Origin of the sequence: Bacillus sp. FH, from assembly GCF_052216825.1 — a bacterium.
Taxonomy (GTDB): Bacteria; Bacillota; Bacilli; order Bacillales; family Bacillaceae_G; genus Bacillus_A; species Bacillus_A paranthracis.
On the sequence record NZ_JBQOUU010000001.1, the window covers coordinates 62,934 to 80,709 of the forward strand.

Annotated in this window: 20 protein-coding genes; 6 read left to right on the forward strand and 14 right to left on the reverse strand. The window is 33.2% G+C overall.

The genetic code is table 11. From position 1 onward, the window contains the following. Positions 1 to 19 precede the first annotated feature (19 nt). On the reverse strand, positions 20 to 373 hold the full coding sequence (locus ACTT1L_RS00375; RefSeq protein WP_000994635.1) for an MmcQ/YjbR family DNA-binding protein: 354 nt from the start codon (positions 371 to 373) through the stop codon (positions 20 to 22). 13 nt (positions 374 to 386) lie between these two features. Beyond that, positions 387 to 791, reverse strand: coding sequence for a GNAT family N-acetyltransferase (locus ACTT1L_RS00380; protein WP_000288941.1), 405 nt, complete (start codon positions 789 to 791; stop codon positions 387 to 389). Between the two features lie 253 nt (positions 792 to 1,044). Here ACTT1L_RS00380 and ACTT1L_RS00385 point away from each other — a divergent pair, with 253 nt between their 5' ends. Both ACTT1L_RS00385 and ACTT1L_RS00390 read left to right on the forward strand, forming a co-directional pair. Continuing rightward, on the forward strand, positions 1,045 to 2,430 hold the full coding sequence (locus tag ACTT1L_RS00385; protein WP_061130465.1) for an S-layer homology domain-containing protein: 1,386 nt from the start codon (positions 1,045 to 1,047) through the stop codon (positions 2,428 to 2,430). 2 nt (positions 2,431 to 2,432) lie between these two features. After that, positions 2,433 to 2,645, forward strand: a complete 213-nt coding sequence (locus ACTT1L_RS00390) for a DUF3006 domain-containing protein (protein ID WP_000820164.1) — start codon at positions 2,433 to 2,435, stop codon at positions 2,643 to 2,645. A gap of 141 nt (positions 2,646 to 2,786) precedes the next feature. Here ACTT1L_RS00390 and ACTT1L_RS00395 read toward each other — a convergent pair whose 3' ends face one another. The 8 genes from ACTT1L_RS00395 to ACTT1L_RS00430 all read right to left on the reverse strand — a co-directional run bounded on the left by ACTT1L_RS00395 (position 2,787) and on the right by ACTT1L_RS00430 (position 9,045). Beyond that, entirely contained in the window at positions 2,787 to 3,203 is a 417-nt protein-coding gene (locus tag ACTT1L_RS00395) for a GNAT family N-acetyltransferase (RefSeq protein ID WP_071741990.1), read from the reverse strand. Between the two features lie 26 nt (positions 3,204 to 3,229). Further along, positions 3,230 to 3,586, reverse strand: coding sequence for a hypothetical protein (locus ACTT1L_RS00400; RefSeq protein ID WP_442821709.1), 357 nt, complete (start codon positions 3,584 to 3,586; stop codon positions 3,230 to 3,232). Beyond that, a complete protein-coding gene (locus tag ACTT1L_RS00405; protein ID WP_000450764.1) occupies positions 3,583 to 4,359 on the reverse strand; it encodes a serine hydrolase in 777 nt (258 codons plus the stop codon). The genes ACTT1L_RS00400 and ACTT1L_RS00405 overlap by 4 nt, the downstream gene beginning before the upstream one ends. Positions 4,360 to 4,503: 144 nt before the next feature. Next, complete coding sequence (locus ACTT1L_RS00410) at positions 4,504 to 5,016, reverse strand: GNAT family N-acetyltransferase (RefSeq protein ID WP_000617502.1); 513 nt, start codon at positions 5,014 to 5,016, stop codon at positions 4,504 to 4,506. 34 nt (positions 5,017 to 5,050) lie between these two features. After that, a complete protein-coding gene (locus ACTT1L_RS00415) occupies positions 5,051 to 6,061 on the reverse strand; it encodes an HAAS signaling domain-containing protein (protein ID WP_071741988.1) in 1,011 nt (336 codons plus the stop codon). Beyond that, complete coding sequence (locus ACTT1L_RS00420) at positions 6,048 to 6,395, reverse strand: PadR family transcriptional regulator (RefSeq protein ID WP_000339350.1); 348 nt, start codon at positions 6,393 to 6,395, stop codon at positions 6,048 to 6,050. Before ACTT1L_RS00420 ends, ACTT1L_RS00415 begins: the two co-directional genes overlap by 14 nt. Before the next feature lie 159 nt (positions 6,396 to 6,554). Further along, positions 6,555 to 6,887 (reverse strand): DUF952 domain-containing protein, encoded by a 333-nt coding sequence (locus ACTT1L_RS00425; protein ID WP_061130462.1) that lies wholly within the window; start codon positions 6,885 to 6,887, stop codon positions 6,555 to 6,557. A gap of 82 nt (positions 6,888 to 6,969) precedes the next feature. Then, positions 6,970 to 9,045: a HelD family protein gene (locus ACTT1L_RS00430; protein ID WP_071741987.1), complete on the reverse strand. Its 2,076-nt coding sequence runs from the start codon at positions 9,043 to 9,045 to the stop codon at positions 6,970 to 6,972. 365 nt (positions 9,046 to 9,410) lie between these two features. Here ACTT1L_RS00430 and ACTT1L_RS00435 point away from each other — a divergent pair, with 365 nt between their 5' ends. Next, a complete protein-coding gene (locus ACTT1L_RS00435; RefSeq protein WP_000127497.1) occupies positions 9,411 to 10,265 on the forward strand; it encodes a CPBP family glutamic-type intramembrane protease in 855 nt (284 codons plus the stop codon). 39 nt (positions 10,266 to 10,304) lie between these two features. Here ACTT1L_RS00435 and ACTT1L_RS00440 read toward each other — a convergent pair whose 3' ends face one another. The 3 genes from ACTT1L_RS00440 to recQ all read right to left on the reverse strand — a co-directional run bounded on the left by ACTT1L_RS00440 (position 10,305) and on the right by recQ (position 13,753). Beyond that, positions 10,305 to 11,042 (reverse strand): SAM-dependent methyltransferase, encoded by a 738-nt coding sequence (locus ACTT1L_RS00440; protein WP_061536709.1) that lies wholly within the window; start codon positions 11,040 to 11,042, stop codon positions 10,305 to 10,307. A gap of 184 nt (positions 11,043 to 11,226) precedes the next feature. Continuing rightward, entirely contained in the window at positions 11,227 to 11,610 is a 384-nt protein-coding gene (locus ACTT1L_RS00445; RefSeq protein WP_000546576.1) for a gamma-glutamylcyclotransferase family protein, read from the reverse strand. Positions 11,611 to 11,635: 25 nt separating this feature from the next. Continuing rightward, on the reverse strand, positions 11,636 to 13,753 hold the full coding sequence (gene recQ / locus ACTT1L_RS00450; RefSeq protein WP_071741986.1) for a DNA helicase RecQ: 2,118 nt from the start codon (positions 13,751 to 13,753) through the stop codon (positions 11,636 to 11,638). 1,074 nt (positions 13,754 to 14,827) lie between these two features. Here recQ and ACTT1L_RS00455 point away from each other — a divergent pair. From ACTT1L_RS00455 to ACTT1L_RS00465, 3 genes are all read left to right on the forward strand, one after another. Further along, entirely contained in the window at positions 14,828 to 15,451 is a 624-nt protein-coding gene (locus tag ACTT1L_RS00455) for an acetylglutamate kinase (protein WP_139303527.1), read from the forward strand. A gap of 128 nt (positions 15,452 to 15,579) precedes the next feature. After that, positions 15,580 to 15,936, forward strand: a complete 357-nt coding sequence (locus tag ACTT1L_RS00460; RefSeq protein ID WP_000606238.1) for a hypothetical protein — start codon at positions 15,580 to 15,582, stop codon at positions 15,934 to 15,936. 133 nt (positions 15,937 to 16,069) lie between these two features. After that, entirely contained in the window at positions 16,070 to 16,522 is a 453-nt protein-coding gene (locus ACTT1L_RS00465; protein WP_000877581.1) for a hypothetical protein, read from the forward strand. Positions 16,523 to 16,674: 152 nt separating this feature from the next. On the opposite strand, the gene ACTT1L_RS00470 is transcribed toward ACTT1L_RS00465, so the two are convergent. Then, positions 16,675 to 17,505, reverse strand: a complete 831-nt coding sequence (locus ACTT1L_RS00470) for a GH25 family lysozyme (protein WP_442821710.1) — start codon at positions 17,503 to 17,505, stop codon at positions 16,675 to 16,677. Between the last annotated feature and the right edge of the window lie 271 nt (positions 17,506 to 17,776).

Here is a 17,776-nt window from a genome sequence, read left to right on the forward strand (position 1 = left end):
CATCCACCCCTTATACATATTAATCTAATAACTCTTGCTGCTTTCTCTTTGAAAATGATTGTAGAACTAAATCATACGACCAATCAATCATCTTATTAATTTGCACCTGTTCCACATCTTTATGTATATACACCGTATTCCAATGTTTTTTATTCATATGATAACCCGGAATGATTGTTTCTGGATACTCTTCTCTTAATCTTAGCGCAAGTTCTGGATCACATTTTAATGTTATTGCCGCTTTTTCGCCTTCTTCATGGTTCAATATCGCAAATATTTTATTATTAAGCCTCATACACGTTGCATTCCAACCATCTGGTGAATCTTCTGTCGCTTTTCTTTTCGATAAACAATATTCCCTTGTTGCATTCATTCTAATTCTCCCCTTATTCTTTCACTATTTGATTACGATGCATCACAATTTGTTTCGTCGCTTGAAATTGTTTTTGACCATAAAACTTTATAAGCTTCTCTCCACAAAATAAGCTCACAATATCGATATGAGATATTTCTTCAAGTAACATTGTAAGCATCTTCTCTCCAATACCTTTATTCCTTACACTCTCATGCACAACAACATCTTCTAAGTACGCTCGAAAAACACCATCTGAAACAACTCTAGCAAAACCAATTAACTCATTTTCTTTCCATACCCCAATTGCTATACTATTTTTTAACATTTTTTGAATATCGATTTCTTTTCTTTCTGGCCACCAACCGACAGAATCGTAAAGCCTCTTTAATTTTTCTGAACAGATTGGTTTCTCATCTTGTAATTTATATGTATACATTTTCTTTCTCCCATTTAACATGATATAAATTATTATAAATGATTTTATAAATTTATAATATGGATTTTACAATTGCAATATAAACAATTCTCTAATACCTTTCCTATCCCCTCTATTAAGTTAGATTATTTCAAATTAACGAATTTATGGAAATACAAAACAACTAATAAAATATTTACTTATTAAACTTTGAATTACTTGTAATAAATGGTAAAGTTAATAAGGTAAAAAATACATTAAGTGAGTCGATTTTTTGAAAAAGTTTAGTTTATTACTAACAGCATTTGTCATGATTTTAACATTGTTCATTCCAAATCTTACAAGTGCTAAAGCTTTCCCAGATGTCCAATCTAATCATTGGGCAATTAAGGAAATTAACTATTTATCGGATAAAGGTATCATTAATGGTACGCCAGAAGGAACTTTTAAACCGGGTGATGATGTAACTCGTGGACAAATGGCCTTAATGCTAGATTTATCATTAAAATTAGAAAAACCATCTAGCTATAATCATATTTTTTCCGATGTAGCCAAAGGTATCTATTACTATGATTCTGTACATAAGTTAGCACATAATAACATTGTACAACGTGAAACAAACTATTTCCCTGACCGTTCATTAACTCGTGCAGAAATGGCAGTAGTTTTAGTTAAAACTTTTAATTTGCAACCTACAGGTGCAGACGTCAATTTCCCTGATGTTCCATCTACTCATTGGGGTTACAATTTTGTCAAAATTTTAGCTCAAAATAATATTACAGCTGGGTTTCCTGATGGTACATTTGGTCCAGACATAAAAGTAACTCGTGAACAGTTCGCCGCATTTTTAGCTCGTGTATTAGAACCTAGTTTCCGTCCGGCTCTTCCTAAGCCTAAAGGAGAGTTAGAAGTTCATTATATTGATGTAGGACAAGGTGATGCTACTTTTATTAAATCTCCAAGTGGCGAAACGATCCTTATTGACGGTGGTAACAACGGAAAAGGTAAAGTAGTAGCAAATTATTTAAAAGGATTAGGATTCCAAACTATCGATTATATGATTGCTACTCATCCTGATGCCGATCATGTAGGCGGATTGGATGAAGTACTTTATGCTATGAATGTAAAAAACGTTTACGCACCTAAAGTAAGCCATACGACACAAACGTTTCAAGACTTTTTAACTGCAGTAGCTAACAAAGGGTTAACTATTAAAGAAGCGAAGTCTGGAGTAACTTTATCAATCAATGGTTTAAACTCACAATTTTTAGCTCCTGTTAAAGAATACGGTAACGATCTAAATGAGTGGAGTGCTGTATTAAAAGTAACACATGGCAGCAAATCTTTCTTATTTACTGGTGATGCTGAATCTAAAAGTGAAAAAGATATGGTTGCAACGTATGGTTCCGGCCTAAAATCCGATGTATTAAAACCTGGCCATCACGGAAGTAAGACTTCTTCTTCTCAACCATTTTTAGATGCAGTGAAACCAAGTATCGCTGTAATCAGTGCAGGTGCAGGTAACCGATATGGCCATCCCACACAGGAAACTTTAGCAAAGTTAAATGCAATGTCTGTTAAAGTATATAGAACGGATTTAAATGGAACTGTAATTATTACTAGTGATAGTTCTAACATTTCTGTAAGAACGGAGAGATAATTATGAAGAGAGGTATTATTGACCGTTTCGAAGGCGAACTAGCAGTTATTGAAGTGAATAACGTAACAATTGATGTACCTAAATCCAAACTCCCTTCCACTGCAAAAGAGGGTGATGTTCTCATAATAGAGGATGATACGTATACAATTGATAAGGATGAAACAGATAAAAGAAGACGTGAAATACAAGATTTAATGAATAAGCTATTTGAATAGTAAAAAAAGAAAATCCTTGTAATACGAATCGAACTATTTCTTCGCATAATTGCATCAGATGGATTAGTTTCTATAAACTAAAAAAAGCATCGCCTTATTGGCGATGCTTTTAAAAAACACTTTTCTCGCAAAACACGAATACTATAACCTCTTCTCTAAAAAGTGTTGATTATGCCCTTTCGGATGATCTTCAACAACACCATATTCTCGGTAGCCATGCTTTTTATAAAATTCTGGTGCTTGAAAACTAAATGAATCTAATAATATTAATCTACAACCTTTTTCCTTCGCAATATCTTCAATTTTATGTAATAGTTGACTACCATAACCATCATGACGAACTGAATCATCAACCCATAAAAAATCTATATGAAGATGATAAAAATACATCGTACCTGTTACGCCGCCAAAGATTTTCCCAGCCTCATCTTTCAGAACAAAACTTACTTGTTCCATCGGCTGTTTTGCTTCATCTGTTAAAATAGACATGTTATATTGAATGACTTTATTCTTTATATATTCTCCTTCTATGCGAGTACCATTCTCTATGCGTTTCATATATCTCTTCCTTTCAACTTAGTAAGCTATCTCTCATTTTTACTTTTTAACATACTAATAAATACGAAACCACCATAAATAACAAAGCATGAAAAGCCAATTATACCTGGTACAGAAACATAGCCTATTCTTATGTAACTTATAACTGCAAAACAAGCGATAAATAGTAAAATAGATGGCCAAAATAAAAGAGCTGTTTTTTTTCGTCTCTCTTTCTTCTCAGAAACACGTGTACCAAAAAGTAATACAATACAAATGAGGATCGCTGCAAAATAAATAGTATCTAATGACAAATTGTGATTGTATAGTGCGATACCCACTTCAAGAGCAATAATCGTTACAATTAACATAATGATTGTTGATGTCTTTAAGTTTCTTTTCAATTACTCACTCCTAGCATGCTTTCACTATATTCTTTGTATATGTACTTCAAAGCTACCGCAAAAGCTTCATCTACCTCTTTATTTTCAAGTCGATTAGGTAAATCTTTTCCCCCAATAACATAAAGAAACGGAAATTCGTTAAATATTCCTATTATACCAATATTTATTGCAGCTGAAGATAGCCCACCTGTCATATGAGCTAAGTGATATGAATGTATTCCTTCATATTCACCTTGCTGTCTTACCATGCCGCTAATAATTGGTTCCCATAATTCTGCTTCTGATTTATAACCCTGAAAAATATGTACTAAAAGTGAAAGAACTTCATTTAATTCTCCAACATTTTTCTCATCTCTAGCGTCCTCTTGTATATAAATTTTTGAAAAGTACGTTTGGGCATACATTTTTACAGCATCCCATCCACCACAGTACATTACAACTGACTGTGCAACGTAACTATCATGACATGCTATCATCACTTCTACTGCTTTACCAAGTGTTAAAGTCCTTCTTCCTTGTAAATGTGGATACAACTGCGCACTATCTTCATTTGGATTAAATTTAACATGATGAAGTATATCATGCCAATTACATTTATTTTCCTTCACCATCTGCGCTACTACAAATCCTATTGTTACTTTTGCTGCCGATGCTAACGGAATATTTAATTCACTATTATATGAAGCAACTATGCGATTATTTTTTGTAGAATAAATAGCTATTCCAACATGATCAGATTGTATCTCTTTCATTTTTTGAATGACAGTTTCCATTTCCCAGCCTCTTTTCCAAACGTTATATTATTTTTTAATAATTCAATATATAATATGAAATCCCTTTTTTAGATAAGCATTCTTATGATTACAATAAGAAAAAGGTAGCATGAATAACTCCATGCTACCTAAGATACTAATTTTCTATTCTTCTAAAGGATTTTTAGGACCATTAAGCTCCAATTGATAAAAAGCTAAATCTAGCCATTTATTAAACTTATAACCAGCCTTTTTAATCGTCCCTGCATGAACAAAGCCATAGTTTTCATGTAAGGCAATACTTTTCTCGTTTTCCGCATCAATTCCAGCAATTAAAGTCATATATTCTCTTTCTTTTGCAATTGTGATCAATGCTCTCATCAAAGAAGTTCCAATCCCACATTTTCTATATTCCTTATCAACATACACAGAATGCTCAATTGAATATTTGTAGGCAGGCCAAGCTCTAAACGGACCGAATGTCGCAAATCCTACTACTTTATTATCTAGTTCGTATACAAAAATCGGATAACCATCAGCCTTTTTTTGTTCATACCAATCTATTCTATTTTCAAGGGTTACGGGTTTATACGTATATACAGCAGTTGTATTCAGTATCGCATCATTATAAATATCTAAAATGTATATTACATCTTTTTCCGTTGCTTCCCTTATCATCGTTTTCTTCCTTTCATATACGTTCTCTTTTTAACTACCTATTTGTTACACGAACACTAGCTTTTCGAAAGCCATCATAAATGTTTAATGCAGCAGATAAAACGTAAATGAGAATACCCCCACTAATTAGCCACTTTTTAAGTTCTTCCGGAGAAATAGTGAACACATTTGCCACAAACGTAATAAATCCATCGGTAAATATGTGCGGATTTACTACAATTATAATGAATACTATCGTTCCAGCTATTTGGAGAATAGCATTCCCGATTGCCAATCTTTTTGTCCATTGTCCCTGTACTAATTTATAAAGAGATATCGCTATTTCAAAAACAATTATCATCACAACGATTGGCCAATACTGAAGTAACACATCTTGATTAAACGTTGGCGCGACAAACTTCAATCCACTTCCCGTACCACTGTATACGCCAACGAGATGATTCGCATAAAAATAAAGTGTACCCCATATTGCCGTCCACATTAACCCTCCAAAAACTTCAAACTTGGAAATTGCTTTTTTCTTCGGAATGTACGAAATGTTTTTCAAATCATCTGGCGTCCACTTTTTTAAACTTGTCGTCAACGGCTCGGTATCTTTGTTTTTATCCGTTCTTTCTAAAATAGCAAATACGAGTGTTAACCAGAAAAATACATGGAGGGCTACTTCAAAAATTTCTCCAATGCCTTTACCTATTACTTGTAAAATAACATTTAATACTGCTTGATCACCAGTATAACTTAAAAAATTTTCTGCAACCATTGCAATGAGTGCAATAACAACTGCAATTGGAATGATCATTTTTAATAATGTCGTATATACATCAAAATAACGCGGTCCAATTAAATGCATCGGTCTATCCAAATATCCATTAGCTAATGAAACCGGACTCCCCAATTTTTCAAGAACTCTTTTTTCATCGTCTTCATTATAATTATCAGGCAACATATCCTCAATTGTTGACCGTAGCTCAAGAATAATATCTTCACGATTTTTTTCAGGTAATCTCTTCGCTACTTCCTCGACATAAATATCAATCAAATTCATTCTTGTCCTCCTCCTTTAATAAGTTATAAAGTTTTTTCGAATCCTTTATCCATTCCTTTCTCAACTGCTGGAATATCTCTAATCCGTATTCAGTTAAAACATAATATTTACGAGGTCTACTCTCTGTTTTATCCCAACTACTCGTCACTAGCTCTTGCTTTTCTAACCGGCGAAGTAGTGGATATAAAGTACTTTGATCGATTACGATTCCTGATTTCTCTAATAATTGGACAAGTGAATATCCATACTGCGGCGTTCTTAATTGGCTTAAAACTGCTAATGTTAATGTACCTCTTCTTAGCTCAGTAATTAATGAATTTAATAAAGCATCCATGTATTCACCTCATTTCCATTACTATATGTCATACAGTATATGTTTTATACTATGTATCGTACAGTATTATGGTGACAAACACAATGTTTTTTACCAAAAAACGGATAATAAAAAGCACAAATTTGTAATTTGTGCTTTTCTAACTTACTTATAACACGCTTAACTTTGTAACTCTGGTAATATAAATTCCCCTTTTTCCTTAAGCAATGGAACAACATCTATAATTGCATCTATATTAATTGCTCCGTAAACATGCGGATATTCTTGGCCGTTAGAAGCAAGTTCATATTTTATTTCTGCTTTCACTAAGGATGGATCAATTGTCAGTAATAAAACATCTACTTCATGAATAAAATATTTTGCTGCAACGTTTAAAGCTTGTTCAAAAAACGAACAATGAATAAATCCCTCTTCTTTTAATGAGGCTTCATTAATTTCTCCATTTATCTTTGCGATTTCCCAATTTCTCTTTGTTATTACTTTTGTAATCATTGTTATTCTCTCCCCGTACCTTTATATGGAAAAACAAGAGGTCCTTCTTTTTGTTACTAGAAAAGCCTCTTGCGTTTCATTTTTATTTTAATCCGTTAATTAAAGGCGATGCTTCCCCACTATGGAAAATCCATAAATCATGAAGTGATCTCGTACATCCGACATATAGTAACTTCGCATCGTGTTTTGTATTTTTGTAATGTTCTTCATCAACATCAATTAGTAGCACAGCGTCAAATTCTAGCCCTTTTGCCAAGTATATAGGTACTACTGAAATACCACCTTCATATTTACTTTGATCTGCTTCAATGACGTTTACAGCTACTCCTGCCTTTGTTAATTTCTCATATATATCGCGACATTCATCGTCTGTTCTTCCTATTACCGCAATTGTTTTCACATCATCATTTTGTAAATGTTTTAACGTCTTTATAATCTCATTAAATTGATCTTCTGCTTGAATTACTTTGACCTCTTCACCACTACGAAAAACTGGTGTCGCAAGCCCTACTGGAATCTCGGCGTTTTTAATTATTTCGTTCGCAAATTCAATAATTTCTTTTGTAGAACGATAGCTCCTCGTCAGTTCATAATAGCCTGTTTCTTGGAATACTTCCTTAAAAGCACTCCAATCTTCAATCCCTTGGTAATCATAAATCGCTTGAGATAAATCACCTAATATAGTGAAAGAATTACCTAATGTAATTTCTTTTAATACATAAACTTGGAATGGTGAGAAATCTTGCGCTTCATCAATAACGACGTGATGAAATTTCTGCCCGATTTCAATACCTGTTATGCGATGATGTATATAAATTAAAGCGGGTAAATCTTCTACATACACTTCTTTTTTACGACAACTCTTCTCAGTTTCTTTCACAAGTTCCTCGGGTAATACTTCGAGTATTTCTTTGCTTTTCAATATTGAACTATATATTGAAAGCGAGCTCATTTTCGGCCAAAACTTTATATAACTGTTCAATCTCTTTGTCGCTTCTTTTTTTAATAATTTCTTCTCGTTTGTTTCGCCATACTTTTTTAGTTCAATTTCAATCCAGCGCTTCATTCGGCCAACTAAACGTTCTCTTCTTTTCTTTAATGGATAATGTTTATACTCAACTTGCATCCATTTTTTTATATCTTCCACTGGAATAACAGCTTTATCCCATGCCTCAAAATTACTTGTTGGCACTAGTTCTTTTTCAAATTGAACCATTTGCTCTTCAATAAAGGACTTAAATTCTAGCGTACCTTTCAATTTACCAAGCATAACCTTTTTTTCATCACGATTAATAGAAAATGCTTCTTTCAACTTTTCTTCTGTCTGCTTCAGTTTCACCGAATCATCTAACGTACGTAATGCCCAGTCCGGAAATGTTGTTTGACTAATATTCCCAACACCTAATTCAGGAAGTACACTCGAAATATAGTCTAAAAACAGACTATTCGGAGCGAATACAATCATTCTTTCAGCTTCTAGTTGCTCACGATATTCATAAATTAAAAAAGCAAGGCGATGTAAAGCGATCGTTGTTTTACCGCTTCCTGCAACCCCTTGAATAAGTAATGGCAAGTTTCTTTCCGCACGAATAATATCATTTTGCTCCGATTGAATCGTCGAAACAATATCCTTTAGTTTATTATCTTTATTCTCACCTAATCGATATAGAAGAAAATCATCGGCATGCGAGACATCTTCATTTCCTTTTACATATGTATCAACAACACGTTCTAATTCTCTTTTTCGAATAGAGATATTTCGCTTTAAATAAACATCACCTTCTACTAATCCATCCGGTGATTGATAAAACGCTAATTCTTCACCGCCGGTAAATGAATAAAACATACTTGCGACAGGTGCCCGCCAATCAATTACAATTGGCTTCATCGTATCTTTATCTGAAACACCAACTTTACCGATGTAAATCGGCATAACTTCTTCCTTGCCATCCTCTTGAAAATCTAATCTACCAAAGTACGGTTCTTGTACCCCAATACGTAAGTTTTGTCTATTAGACTCCCTCATACTTTCAAGAATTTGCTCTTTAAAATCATCGCCGTAATAAACTGGAATTTTTTCAAGCTGTTCTAATTGATCATCCATCGTACGTAATGTATCTTTCATTTTTTGTAACTCTTCTTCAAAAATGTTGTTCATTTGATGATTCCCTCCTGTCCGTTCTAATTTTTCAGTCGAAATATAATTGTATTAAAAATCCAATTATAAAGTCAAGGACTTAATTTGTTTTTTCTGAAAAAACTTACTTTTCACCTTTCTAATATTGAAATTCCAATGAGATTTTTACATGATAAGAATATATAACATCTAAATCATACAACTACACATATAATAAAGTGATTTATACAAAAGCCGCTATTTTCTATTGATTAAAAGGACTTTATACTATCTAACTAAGTTTCCCTTACATACTCTCCAGCTTCTTTTCTAGTTATCTATTATTTCATTGATAAAATACCCAAGGTCACAAAAGTCAAAAATAAGAGTAAAGGAGTCTATTGAAAATGACTGCTACCAAAAGAAAAACCCTTAAGTTACATTTACTTATTTTTGTGTTCATTGTATTGGCTAGTGGCTGGATTGGCGTAATTCTAGATTCTTTTCTAACAGATCAGCCTGAAGGAAACTCTTTAGGCATGGGACTGTGGCTAATATTACCTTTCCTCTCATGTATTTTCCTTAGAGTTATTAGCCGAGATTGGAATGATTTTGGTATAAAACTAAATTTGAAGGCAAACTTTAAATGGTACTTCGTTGCGATACTAATTTACCCGTTCGTTACAGTAATAACGATAAGTTTAGCACTTATTTTTGGAGTAGCAAACATAACTAGTTTTGAAATATATTCGTTATTGTCACTCATATTCATGTCTACTATTGGTAACTTTATTAAAAATATTTTTGAAGAGTTTTCATGGCGCGGTTATTTAACTCCTAAGCTCATTGAACTAAAGTTAAACGATTGGTTTATTTATATTATTTCTGGTTTAGTTTGGTCTCTTTGGCATGCCGCTTATTATTTAGTTTTTTTACCAAATGAATATTTCGAATCTATTTCAAGGTTAAATATGCTTTTATCCGGTTGCATACTTATGGTTTCTTGGTCTATTATGTATGTTGAAATATATAGACTTACAAAGTCAGTATGGCCATGCGTTATCATGCATGCAATTGAAGATGCTGTTCCTACCGTTTTAGTTACAATAACAGGGATTATTACACTTACCAAAGGCAGTGATTTTTGGTTAAACCCTATTAGCGGAGTCGTTGCTACTATTGTATTTCTTGGAATTGGGATTGTACTAAGATCTATAAGAATTAAAAAAGAACGACAATTAAATACGAAAAACAGTCAATGATTCACACTATAAAGGCACAAAAGAGTAAGGAATTAATCCCTACTCTTTTTTTATTTTTATTCGATATGATAAACATTCATTTAAAGACGCTTGCTCTTTATATTTCCTCTCTTCAAAGTCATACGCTCCTCCTGGGAAAATCCCAACTATACTGAAACCAGCCTCTGCACATAAATTACTAATCTCACCTATCGTATAGCAACGTAAAGATTGTGTCACGATATCATTTGAAGAATCCTTTTCCCACCAGTGGTCCAGCATCCTAGCATTCTCACTATCATATTCATATTTTCGCATTGCAGAATAAATCGGCATTTCTTGTCCATTTGCTTTTTCCCAATATAATGGTTGATAAATATCAATAAGTGCACACCCATCATCTTTCAACCAATTATGGATTCGTTTTAATAAAACCAATTGTTCTTCATCTGTCCCTACACCAAATCCATCTAAATAACTAACAACATCAAACTTTTCTTCAAAGTTAATTTTATAAAAATCAGCGCAATGAATCTCAATATCACTAGTAGAATGTTCTTTAGCAAACATAACTAACTCTGGTACAAGCTCAACAGTAGTCATTTTTACATCCAAATTAGACATCGCTCTTGCAAAACCACCATTTCCAGCTCCTAGTTCTAACATCGTTTGAAATGAATATCCAATTTGTTCTTGTACTTCTTTCGCAACTTCCTGCAACCAATTTTCATTTTTTATATTATAGCTTAGTAATTCAAATTGTTTTTTATAAAATTCTTTTACATTTAATTCGTTCATTATTATTCTCCTCCTGTACGTTATTTTTCTACTACAGGTGAGAAACTAAATTTCTGATACCCATGAAAAATCCTCCTTTTGATTTCCCTACATTTACATTTTATCTAAATAATAAGAATTTTTAAAGTACCAAAAATAAAAGAGCAGATAATGGAAAATTCCAATATCTGCTCTATGGCTGCTATTATTTCCCTTGTTGATACTTCAACCAATCACCAGAAATGATAACTTTCTTTAGCATATTTTTATCTTGAGCGAGATACACATATGCCTCTATTTCCCTATCACCATCAAATACTATTTGTGTGATTCGTTCATATAAATCCGTCTCTGCATTACCTGTATATTCTTCTAGTTCGTCTAACTTATGCAATATGTCATCATTTACTTCATAAACTTCTCCATACACCTTTTCTTCATTCGAATAAGTCATCGCCGGATACCCTTCGTTTGTATCAAATAATTCCCCATACGTCCATGCTTCGTCTGCAATGCATATTGCACCTTGCATATAATGAGCATTCGTTTGCTTTTTTCTTAACGTGCCATACACAAAAACGTGATGCATTAATCCCTATCCCCTTTACATGTCACTACTTTCTAATTTGTAAATAAGCACGAATCATAAAGTAACTCACTTCATTCGGAAGTTGTTCCTTAATCGATTTCAGACCACCATCAGCATTTTGCACAGCAGTTTCAATCAGTTGTTCGTATTCTGCAGGAACAAAACTGTTCCAGTCTACTTCCATTCCATCTTCAAAACAACGAATTAAATGATTTTCAATCGTTTGTCTTGATAATCCACGTTCTTTCGCAATTTCATCTAGATTAATACCTTGTTTATACATTTCATACGTTTCCAAATGAGAATTTGCTGAAGCTTTCCCTGATTTCTTCCGTTCTGTCATCACTTCTGTTTTAATAGTTTCAGCATAGTTTGGGTTTTCCTCAATAAAGTGCTGAACTGCTTGTAAGAAGTGCGAACCATACTTCACAAGTTTGTGTTCACCAATCCCTTTCACAGTTAAAAGTTCAGAATCGCTTTGCGGCATTTTTGCGCACATATCTTTCAACGTTTGGTCAGAGAAAATAACGAATGGAGGTACCCCTTCTCCTTGCGCAATTTCTTTACGTACTTCGCGAAGTACTTCAAATAAAGGATGATCTTGAACGATTTGTCTTGTCTCTACTCGTTCTTTACGTAAAACATTCTCTTTACCAAGTAACACTTCTTTCCCTTTTTCCGTTACTTTTAGTGTCGGGTAAGTACCATGTTCAACTGCAATTAGCTCGTCTGAAATTAAAAACTCAATAAATTCACTCACTTCTTTTACACTACGATTTGATAAAAGTCCGTAAGTTGGCAAAGTATGAAAATTAAATTCAATGACTTTCTTATTTTTAGATCCAGTTAGTACTTGTGCAATCATTTGTTTACCAAATCGTTGGTTCGTCCTAATCATACAAGATAAAACCATTTGCGATTCTCTCGTCACATCGATACTTTCTCGGTCGTCTGTACAATTACCGCAGCGGCCACAATCTTCTTTTGGTTCTTCTCCAAAGTATTGCAAAATAAATGATTGTAAACATTGTTCTGTATGACAGTAGTCAGTCATATTTTGCAGTTTTTCAAGTTCGTTTGAAAAACGAGACTCTCCTGTCGATTGATCAATTAAAAAGCGTTGTACTTGTACATCTTGAGAAGAATAAAGCAATATACATGCACTATCTAATCCGTCACGGCCAGCACGTCCTGCTTCTTGGTAATAACTTTCCATATTTTTTGGAAGTTGATAATGGATAACGTAACGAATATTGGATTTATCAATACCCATCCCAAACGCAGATGTGGCTACCATTACACTCACTTCATCACGTAAAAAGAGTTCTTGTTGCTCATTTCGATCGTTATCACTCATACCGGCATGATATTTTGATACAGAAACTCCCGCTTTCATTAAATCCTCATACAACTGATCAACTACTTTTCTAGTAGCTGCATATATAATCCCAGATTCCTTTTGATTTTGACGAATATAATCCGCTAAATATGCATTACGATCTTGCCCTTTAATAACAGAAAATGATAAGTTCTCGCGCTCAAACGTTGTCATAATCGTGTTTTCTTGATTAATTCCAAGCGTGTTGCAAATATCATCACGAACTTGTGGTGTTGCCGTAGCAGTTAATGCTAATACGAGCGGTTTTTCTGGAAGATAATCTAATATACGGTGTATATGTAAATAGCTCGGACGGAAATCATGTCCCCACTGCGAAATACAGTGCGCCTCATCAATGGCAATCATCGGGATTTTCATATCGATCAGTTGGTCAACAAACTCCATTGAATCAAGTCGCTCTGGCGCTACATAAAGTAACTTATAATGGCCCTGTTTCGCTAATTGAATTCGTTGATTCGCTTCTGTAATCGAAATAGAACTATTAATATATGTAGCTGAAATACCATTTTGTACTAATGTATCTACTTGGTCTTTCATAAGTGATATTAAAGGCGATATAACTAACGTTGTTCCTTCAAATACTAATGCGGGAATTTGATAACAAATTGACTTACCACCACCTGTAGGCATAATACAGACAGTATCTTTCCCATCTAATACATTTTTAATTGTTTCATCTTGTCCTCTTCGGAATGACGAATAACCGAAATAAGACGCTAAAAGTTCTTGTGCTTTTGTAAACAAAAAAGAGTCACCTGCTTTTCTTTATCTTTCATCTACTCCTATTATATCATCTCTTATGCATCATGAAAGTGATGAATACATGACTATCAGCCTGCTTTTTCATTATTTTATGCTTCTTTACGTTTTTGAGAATGATTAGCAATTATAACGAATTTCAAAATAAATACACATTTTATTAATTCTCCTTGAATACTACTAATCTTATACATATGAATTCAGGAGGTTACTATATGAAGCACCATAATATTAGTTTCATCAAACAGAAAAGCGTATCGAACCAACCCCAATTCTCAAATAATGAAGCGTGGAAATATGAATCATACTATAAGTACCAACCATTATTTTCTTATAGAAAGCTTTTTCATTTTCTTTCTCAACTTTTTAAACGTTAATACAGGTGCGAAATAGATCATTCATAATAATTTTCTCAATATAACCCTTATAGACTTACTGCAATACAGTTGGTATTATATGAAATATTCTGTTGGATAAACCCCTTAAGTTGACCTGCTTATATAAGCGGGTCTTTTTTAATTTATATATATTTCATAACACTTTTAGATGTAATTATAAATCTTATCACCATTTTATAATCTTAATCCACTCACTACAAATGGTCATAATTACAAAAGGTAAAATATAAATGCTTAACATTTAAATATCTAATTCTTTTTTCTCAATACACAAAACGAATTTCACTTGTTACTATAAAGGTACTCCAGATGAGTTTTTGCTCATCGACATTATCTAGTGAAAGGGATCTGCCGCGGGAAGCAGGTCCCTTTCACTTTATTAAAGACTCACTTTCAATTGGACACATTTACCAGGTTTTTTTAATAGAATTTTATGATAATATTACGTAGTCGAGTCCGACATCTCGGCAATACCCTTTTGAGGCTCTGCAACTTCCCTTGCAGAGCCTCTTTTACTTTATATTCAATTTATTTATATATAACGCAATAAAATTCCTCATCTTTTTCCATAGCAATTTTTGAAAATAAACGAGGACACGTAACTAAAAATAAATTTCCATCATACTTTGAGTTATACATGTTCAAAGGAGTGTTACCGTTTATGTATACTTATTGGCAATCGTATTACTCCCCCTATCATAACCCTTATGTACACTTTGATACATCTGTACGTAATTTCCGAATTAGTAAAAACGAGAACTTTCTAAAAGGTTATATGCGTTCTTTATGGGAACAACATGTCGCTTGGACGAGATTAGCTATTATAAGTATTGTTTTCAATTTACCCGACATAAACGTTACAGTTGGACGGCTTCTTCAAAATGCAACACATATGGGACTATCTCTTGAACCATTCTATGGTGAAGATGCAGTAAAAAAATATAGTGCATTAATTAAAGACCACTTAGTAATTGCAGCAGATCTTGTTAAAGCTGCAAAAGCTGGTGACCAAAACGCAGCTGTCGCTATAGAGAAAAAATGGTACGCTAACGGTGATGAAATTGTAGCGTTTCTTACTAGCATCAACCCATATATACAAAAAGAAGAATTTACACAAATGTTTTATGAACATCTAGCATTAACAAAAGCAGAAGCACTGGCATTTCTAAATAAAGATTATGAAGCAGGAGTAAAATTGTACGATAAAGTTGAAAAAGAAGCTTTAGAAATTTCCGACATGATAACAAACGCAATCGTAAAGCAATTCCCGCAAGTATTTCAATAACAATAAGCCGATTTGAAAACCAAATCGGCTTATCGAACTTTCTAGCAATGATATTTCACCTGTCCTCTTTACATTTAACGTATATCGATATATTTTATTAATATCCGTTTTTTATAGGAGGAAACAGTTTGATTAACGCCATTGGTCTCGTATTTATACTTACAAATAAACATGAGAAAAAGAAGAAAGTTTATCTAAATGAAAAATTCGCATTAATAGACATTATTGATTCTAAGGAAGTAATTGATGATGAAGGGAACTCACTAGTAGAACTAACATGTAAATACAGTATATATTTAGATGAAAAATACTACTGTAAATCTCTTGATGATTATACTGGACAAGTCTTTCCCTTTTTAAGTGCTAAAATAGGAAAAGGACTTCTCAGAAACTTAAATTATTACTTTTCTTACGTTGATGCCTATGATAAAAAACCACCCGTTAAAGAAATTAGACCACTTATGAAACAAGTAACGAACAGATAGTGAAAATACTAAAAAGAAAGCATCTCACTTCAGATGCTTTCTTTTTTATCTAGAACTCTTTAAATTCTATCCTTCTTCTAAAAATATGTATTGAGGCATACTTTAAATTAAAAACATTGGAGGATTAAAGTGAATGAAATACTCAGAAACGATAGTTAGTAAACGCCTTCGAACACTTAAAATATGTAGTATGTTTATCATGCTAGTTTTAATCGCATGGATTGGATATACAAAATTACTTTATGAAAACGGATTTCTTCAAGAAAAAAAGAATTCAATAGAAGTAATGAATACTAGCATTACAGGAGAAATAGAGCAGCTTTTTCATATAAACTTGCAAGGTTATCGAAAAACAAGCCTTGATGCTGTTATAGAAGCCAGTAAAACAGATCCAAGCGAACTATCCCTAATTGAACTAGTCAACAAATCCTGCTCGCGAGATTGCATAGGCGAACCAGTCACATATGTAAACTCAAACAATGGATATATCTTTTATAAGGAATCTAATGGAACTAATGTAGCTATAACGATTAAAAAGAAAGACACATGGTTAATTGTAAAGAAATCTGTTCAAGATGGAATATAATCACCCAAAAAAAGAGTACGTATCGTACTCCTTTTTATTATTAATACCTTTCCTCTTCATGCCTACAATGGCATTTCGCTTTTGTTTTACATAGAGTTAAAAGATTACATAAAAATAAAAAACCGTCACATGACGGCTTTTTATTTAGCAAACTACTCTTTTGTATAAAAATATTTAAGTCCTTTAGCATCTAACCACGCTGTCGCTCGATCTAATTCATTCCCTTGGCGATATGCTGTTTCAAATCTAACTAATCCTTGTTTATCTCCATATGAGATAATACGAGATTCATACCCCAGAGCATCCATCATTCCTAACATTTCTACTACTAACGCTGTACCAAATTCATACGTAACAACTTTACTAAATTTATTCACTATAATTCCAACTCCTTCTTGTTTTGTCGATTGTTCAATAGTTTGATTAGTAAACCAAACTAACGGCTTATTTCCCATTAACTTATTTAAATCACATTTTCCTATGCCAGCTACATTCCCTGTTTCTGTGTATTGCCAAATATCACATGGGTAGGCTCGTTTGTTACCACCATAACGAGGAATCCATACAAAATCACAATTGACATTTGCCATTCCAAATGGATCATACATATGATGAGCAATATATAAACCAACCTTCTTAGCTCCTAATCTGCGTAATTCATCAATAAAAGCTTGTGCACCCGCTCTCATATCGTTCATTGTTTTTACTTCTACGTCAGCTACCCAAACTGTTGCATTTTTATCACCACGGTTCCAAAAGTCTCTCGCCTCTATCCGTGCATCCTCTACTGAAACGAAACGACAGAACGCATAATTACCAAACGGAATATTTCTTGCTTTCATTGCTTGCACATAATTTTTATATAAAGGATCTACATAATTTGAACCATCTTGCACACGTGCAATTACAAAATCTAATTGTGGTGCTGCGATATCCCAGTTAATGTCGCCATTCCATTTCGAAATATCTACAATATAACCCATTATTTCACATCTCCTTTTTCATTATTATATTCAAAGCTTGTTTTTTTGCTATTATCAACTAATAAATAGTATGAAAGGTAGTGTATTATTGCGTAATACTTTAAAATTCGGCTTATGTATTGAGAAAATAAAATATTATTACAGGTTTAATAAGTAAAGACTTACAAAGCTCTAAACTATAATCAGTAGGAGGCCACAAGCAGTGCAATTCCCAGCTAATTTCTTAGCTTCATCCGAATTTTGAGGTATGAATTTTACTGCCATTAAAGCG

Bases quoted from the DNA above. Each gene is read 5' to 3' on its own strand.
- ACTT1L_RS00420 (WP_000339350.1), bottom strand. From the start codon at position 6,395: ATGGATGCTTTATTAAATTCATTAATTACTGAGCTAAGAAGAGGTACA.
- ACTT1L_RS00435 (WP_000127497.1), top strand. From the start codon at position 9,411: ATGACTGCTACCAAAAGAAAAACCCTTAAGTTACATTTACTTATTTTT.
- ACTT1L_RS00440 (WP_061536709.1), bottom strand. From the start codon at position 11,042: ATGAACGAATTAAATGTAAAAGAATTTTATAAAAAACAATTTGAATTA.
- ACTT1L_RS00425 (WP_061130462.1), bottom strand. From the start codon at position 6,887: ATGATTACAAAAGTAATAACAAAGAGAAATTGGGAAATCGCAAAGATA.
- ACTT1L_RS00405 (WP_000450764.1), bottom strand. From the start codon at position 4,359: ATGGAAACTGTCATTCAAAAAATGAAAGAGATACAATCTGATCATGTT.
- ACTT1L_RS00430 (WP_071741987.1), bottom strand. From the start codon at position 9,045: ATGAACAACATTTTTGAAGAAGAGTTACAAAAAATGAAAGATACATTA.
- ACTT1L_RS00390 (WP_000820164.1), top strand. From the start codon at position 2,433: ATGAAGAGAGGTATTATTGACCGTTTCGAAGGCGAACTAGCAGTTATT.
- ACTT1L_RS00470 (WP_442821710.1), bottom strand. From the start codon at position 17,505: ATGGGTTATATTGTAGATATTTCGAAATGGAATGGCGACATTAACTGG.
- ACTT1L_RS00455 (WP_139303527.1), top strand. From the start codon at position 14,828: ATGTATACTTATTGGCAATCGTATTACTCCCCCTATCATAACCCTTAT.
- ACTT1L_RS00395 (WP_071741990.1), bottom strand. From the start codon at position 3,203: ATGAAACGCATAGAGAATGGTACTCGCATAGAAGGAGAATATATAAAG.
- ACTT1L_RS00375 (WP_000994635.1), bottom strand. From the start codon at position 373: ATGAATGCAACAAGGGAATATTGTTTATCGAAAAGAAAAGCGACAGAA.
- ACTT1L_RS00380 (WP_000288941.1), bottom strand. From the start codon at position 791: ATGTATACATATAAATTACAAGATGAGAAACCAATCTGTTCAGAAAAA.
- ACTT1L_RS00465 (WP_000877581.1), top strand. From the start codon at position 16,070: ATGAAATACTCAGAAACGATAGTTAGTAAACGCCTTCGAACACTTAAA.
- ACTT1L_RS00410 (WP_000617502.1), bottom strand. From the start codon at position 5,016: ATGATAAGGGAAGCAACGGAAAAAGATGTAATATACATTTTAGATATT.
- ACTT1L_RS00445 (WP_000546576.1), bottom strand. From the start codon at position 11,610: ATGCATCACGTTTTTGTGTATGGCACGTTAAGAAAAAAGCAAACGAAT.
- ACTT1L_RS00415 (WP_071741988.1), bottom strand. From the start codon at position 6,061: ATGAATTTGATTGATATTTATGTCGAGGAAGTAGCGAAGAGATTACCT.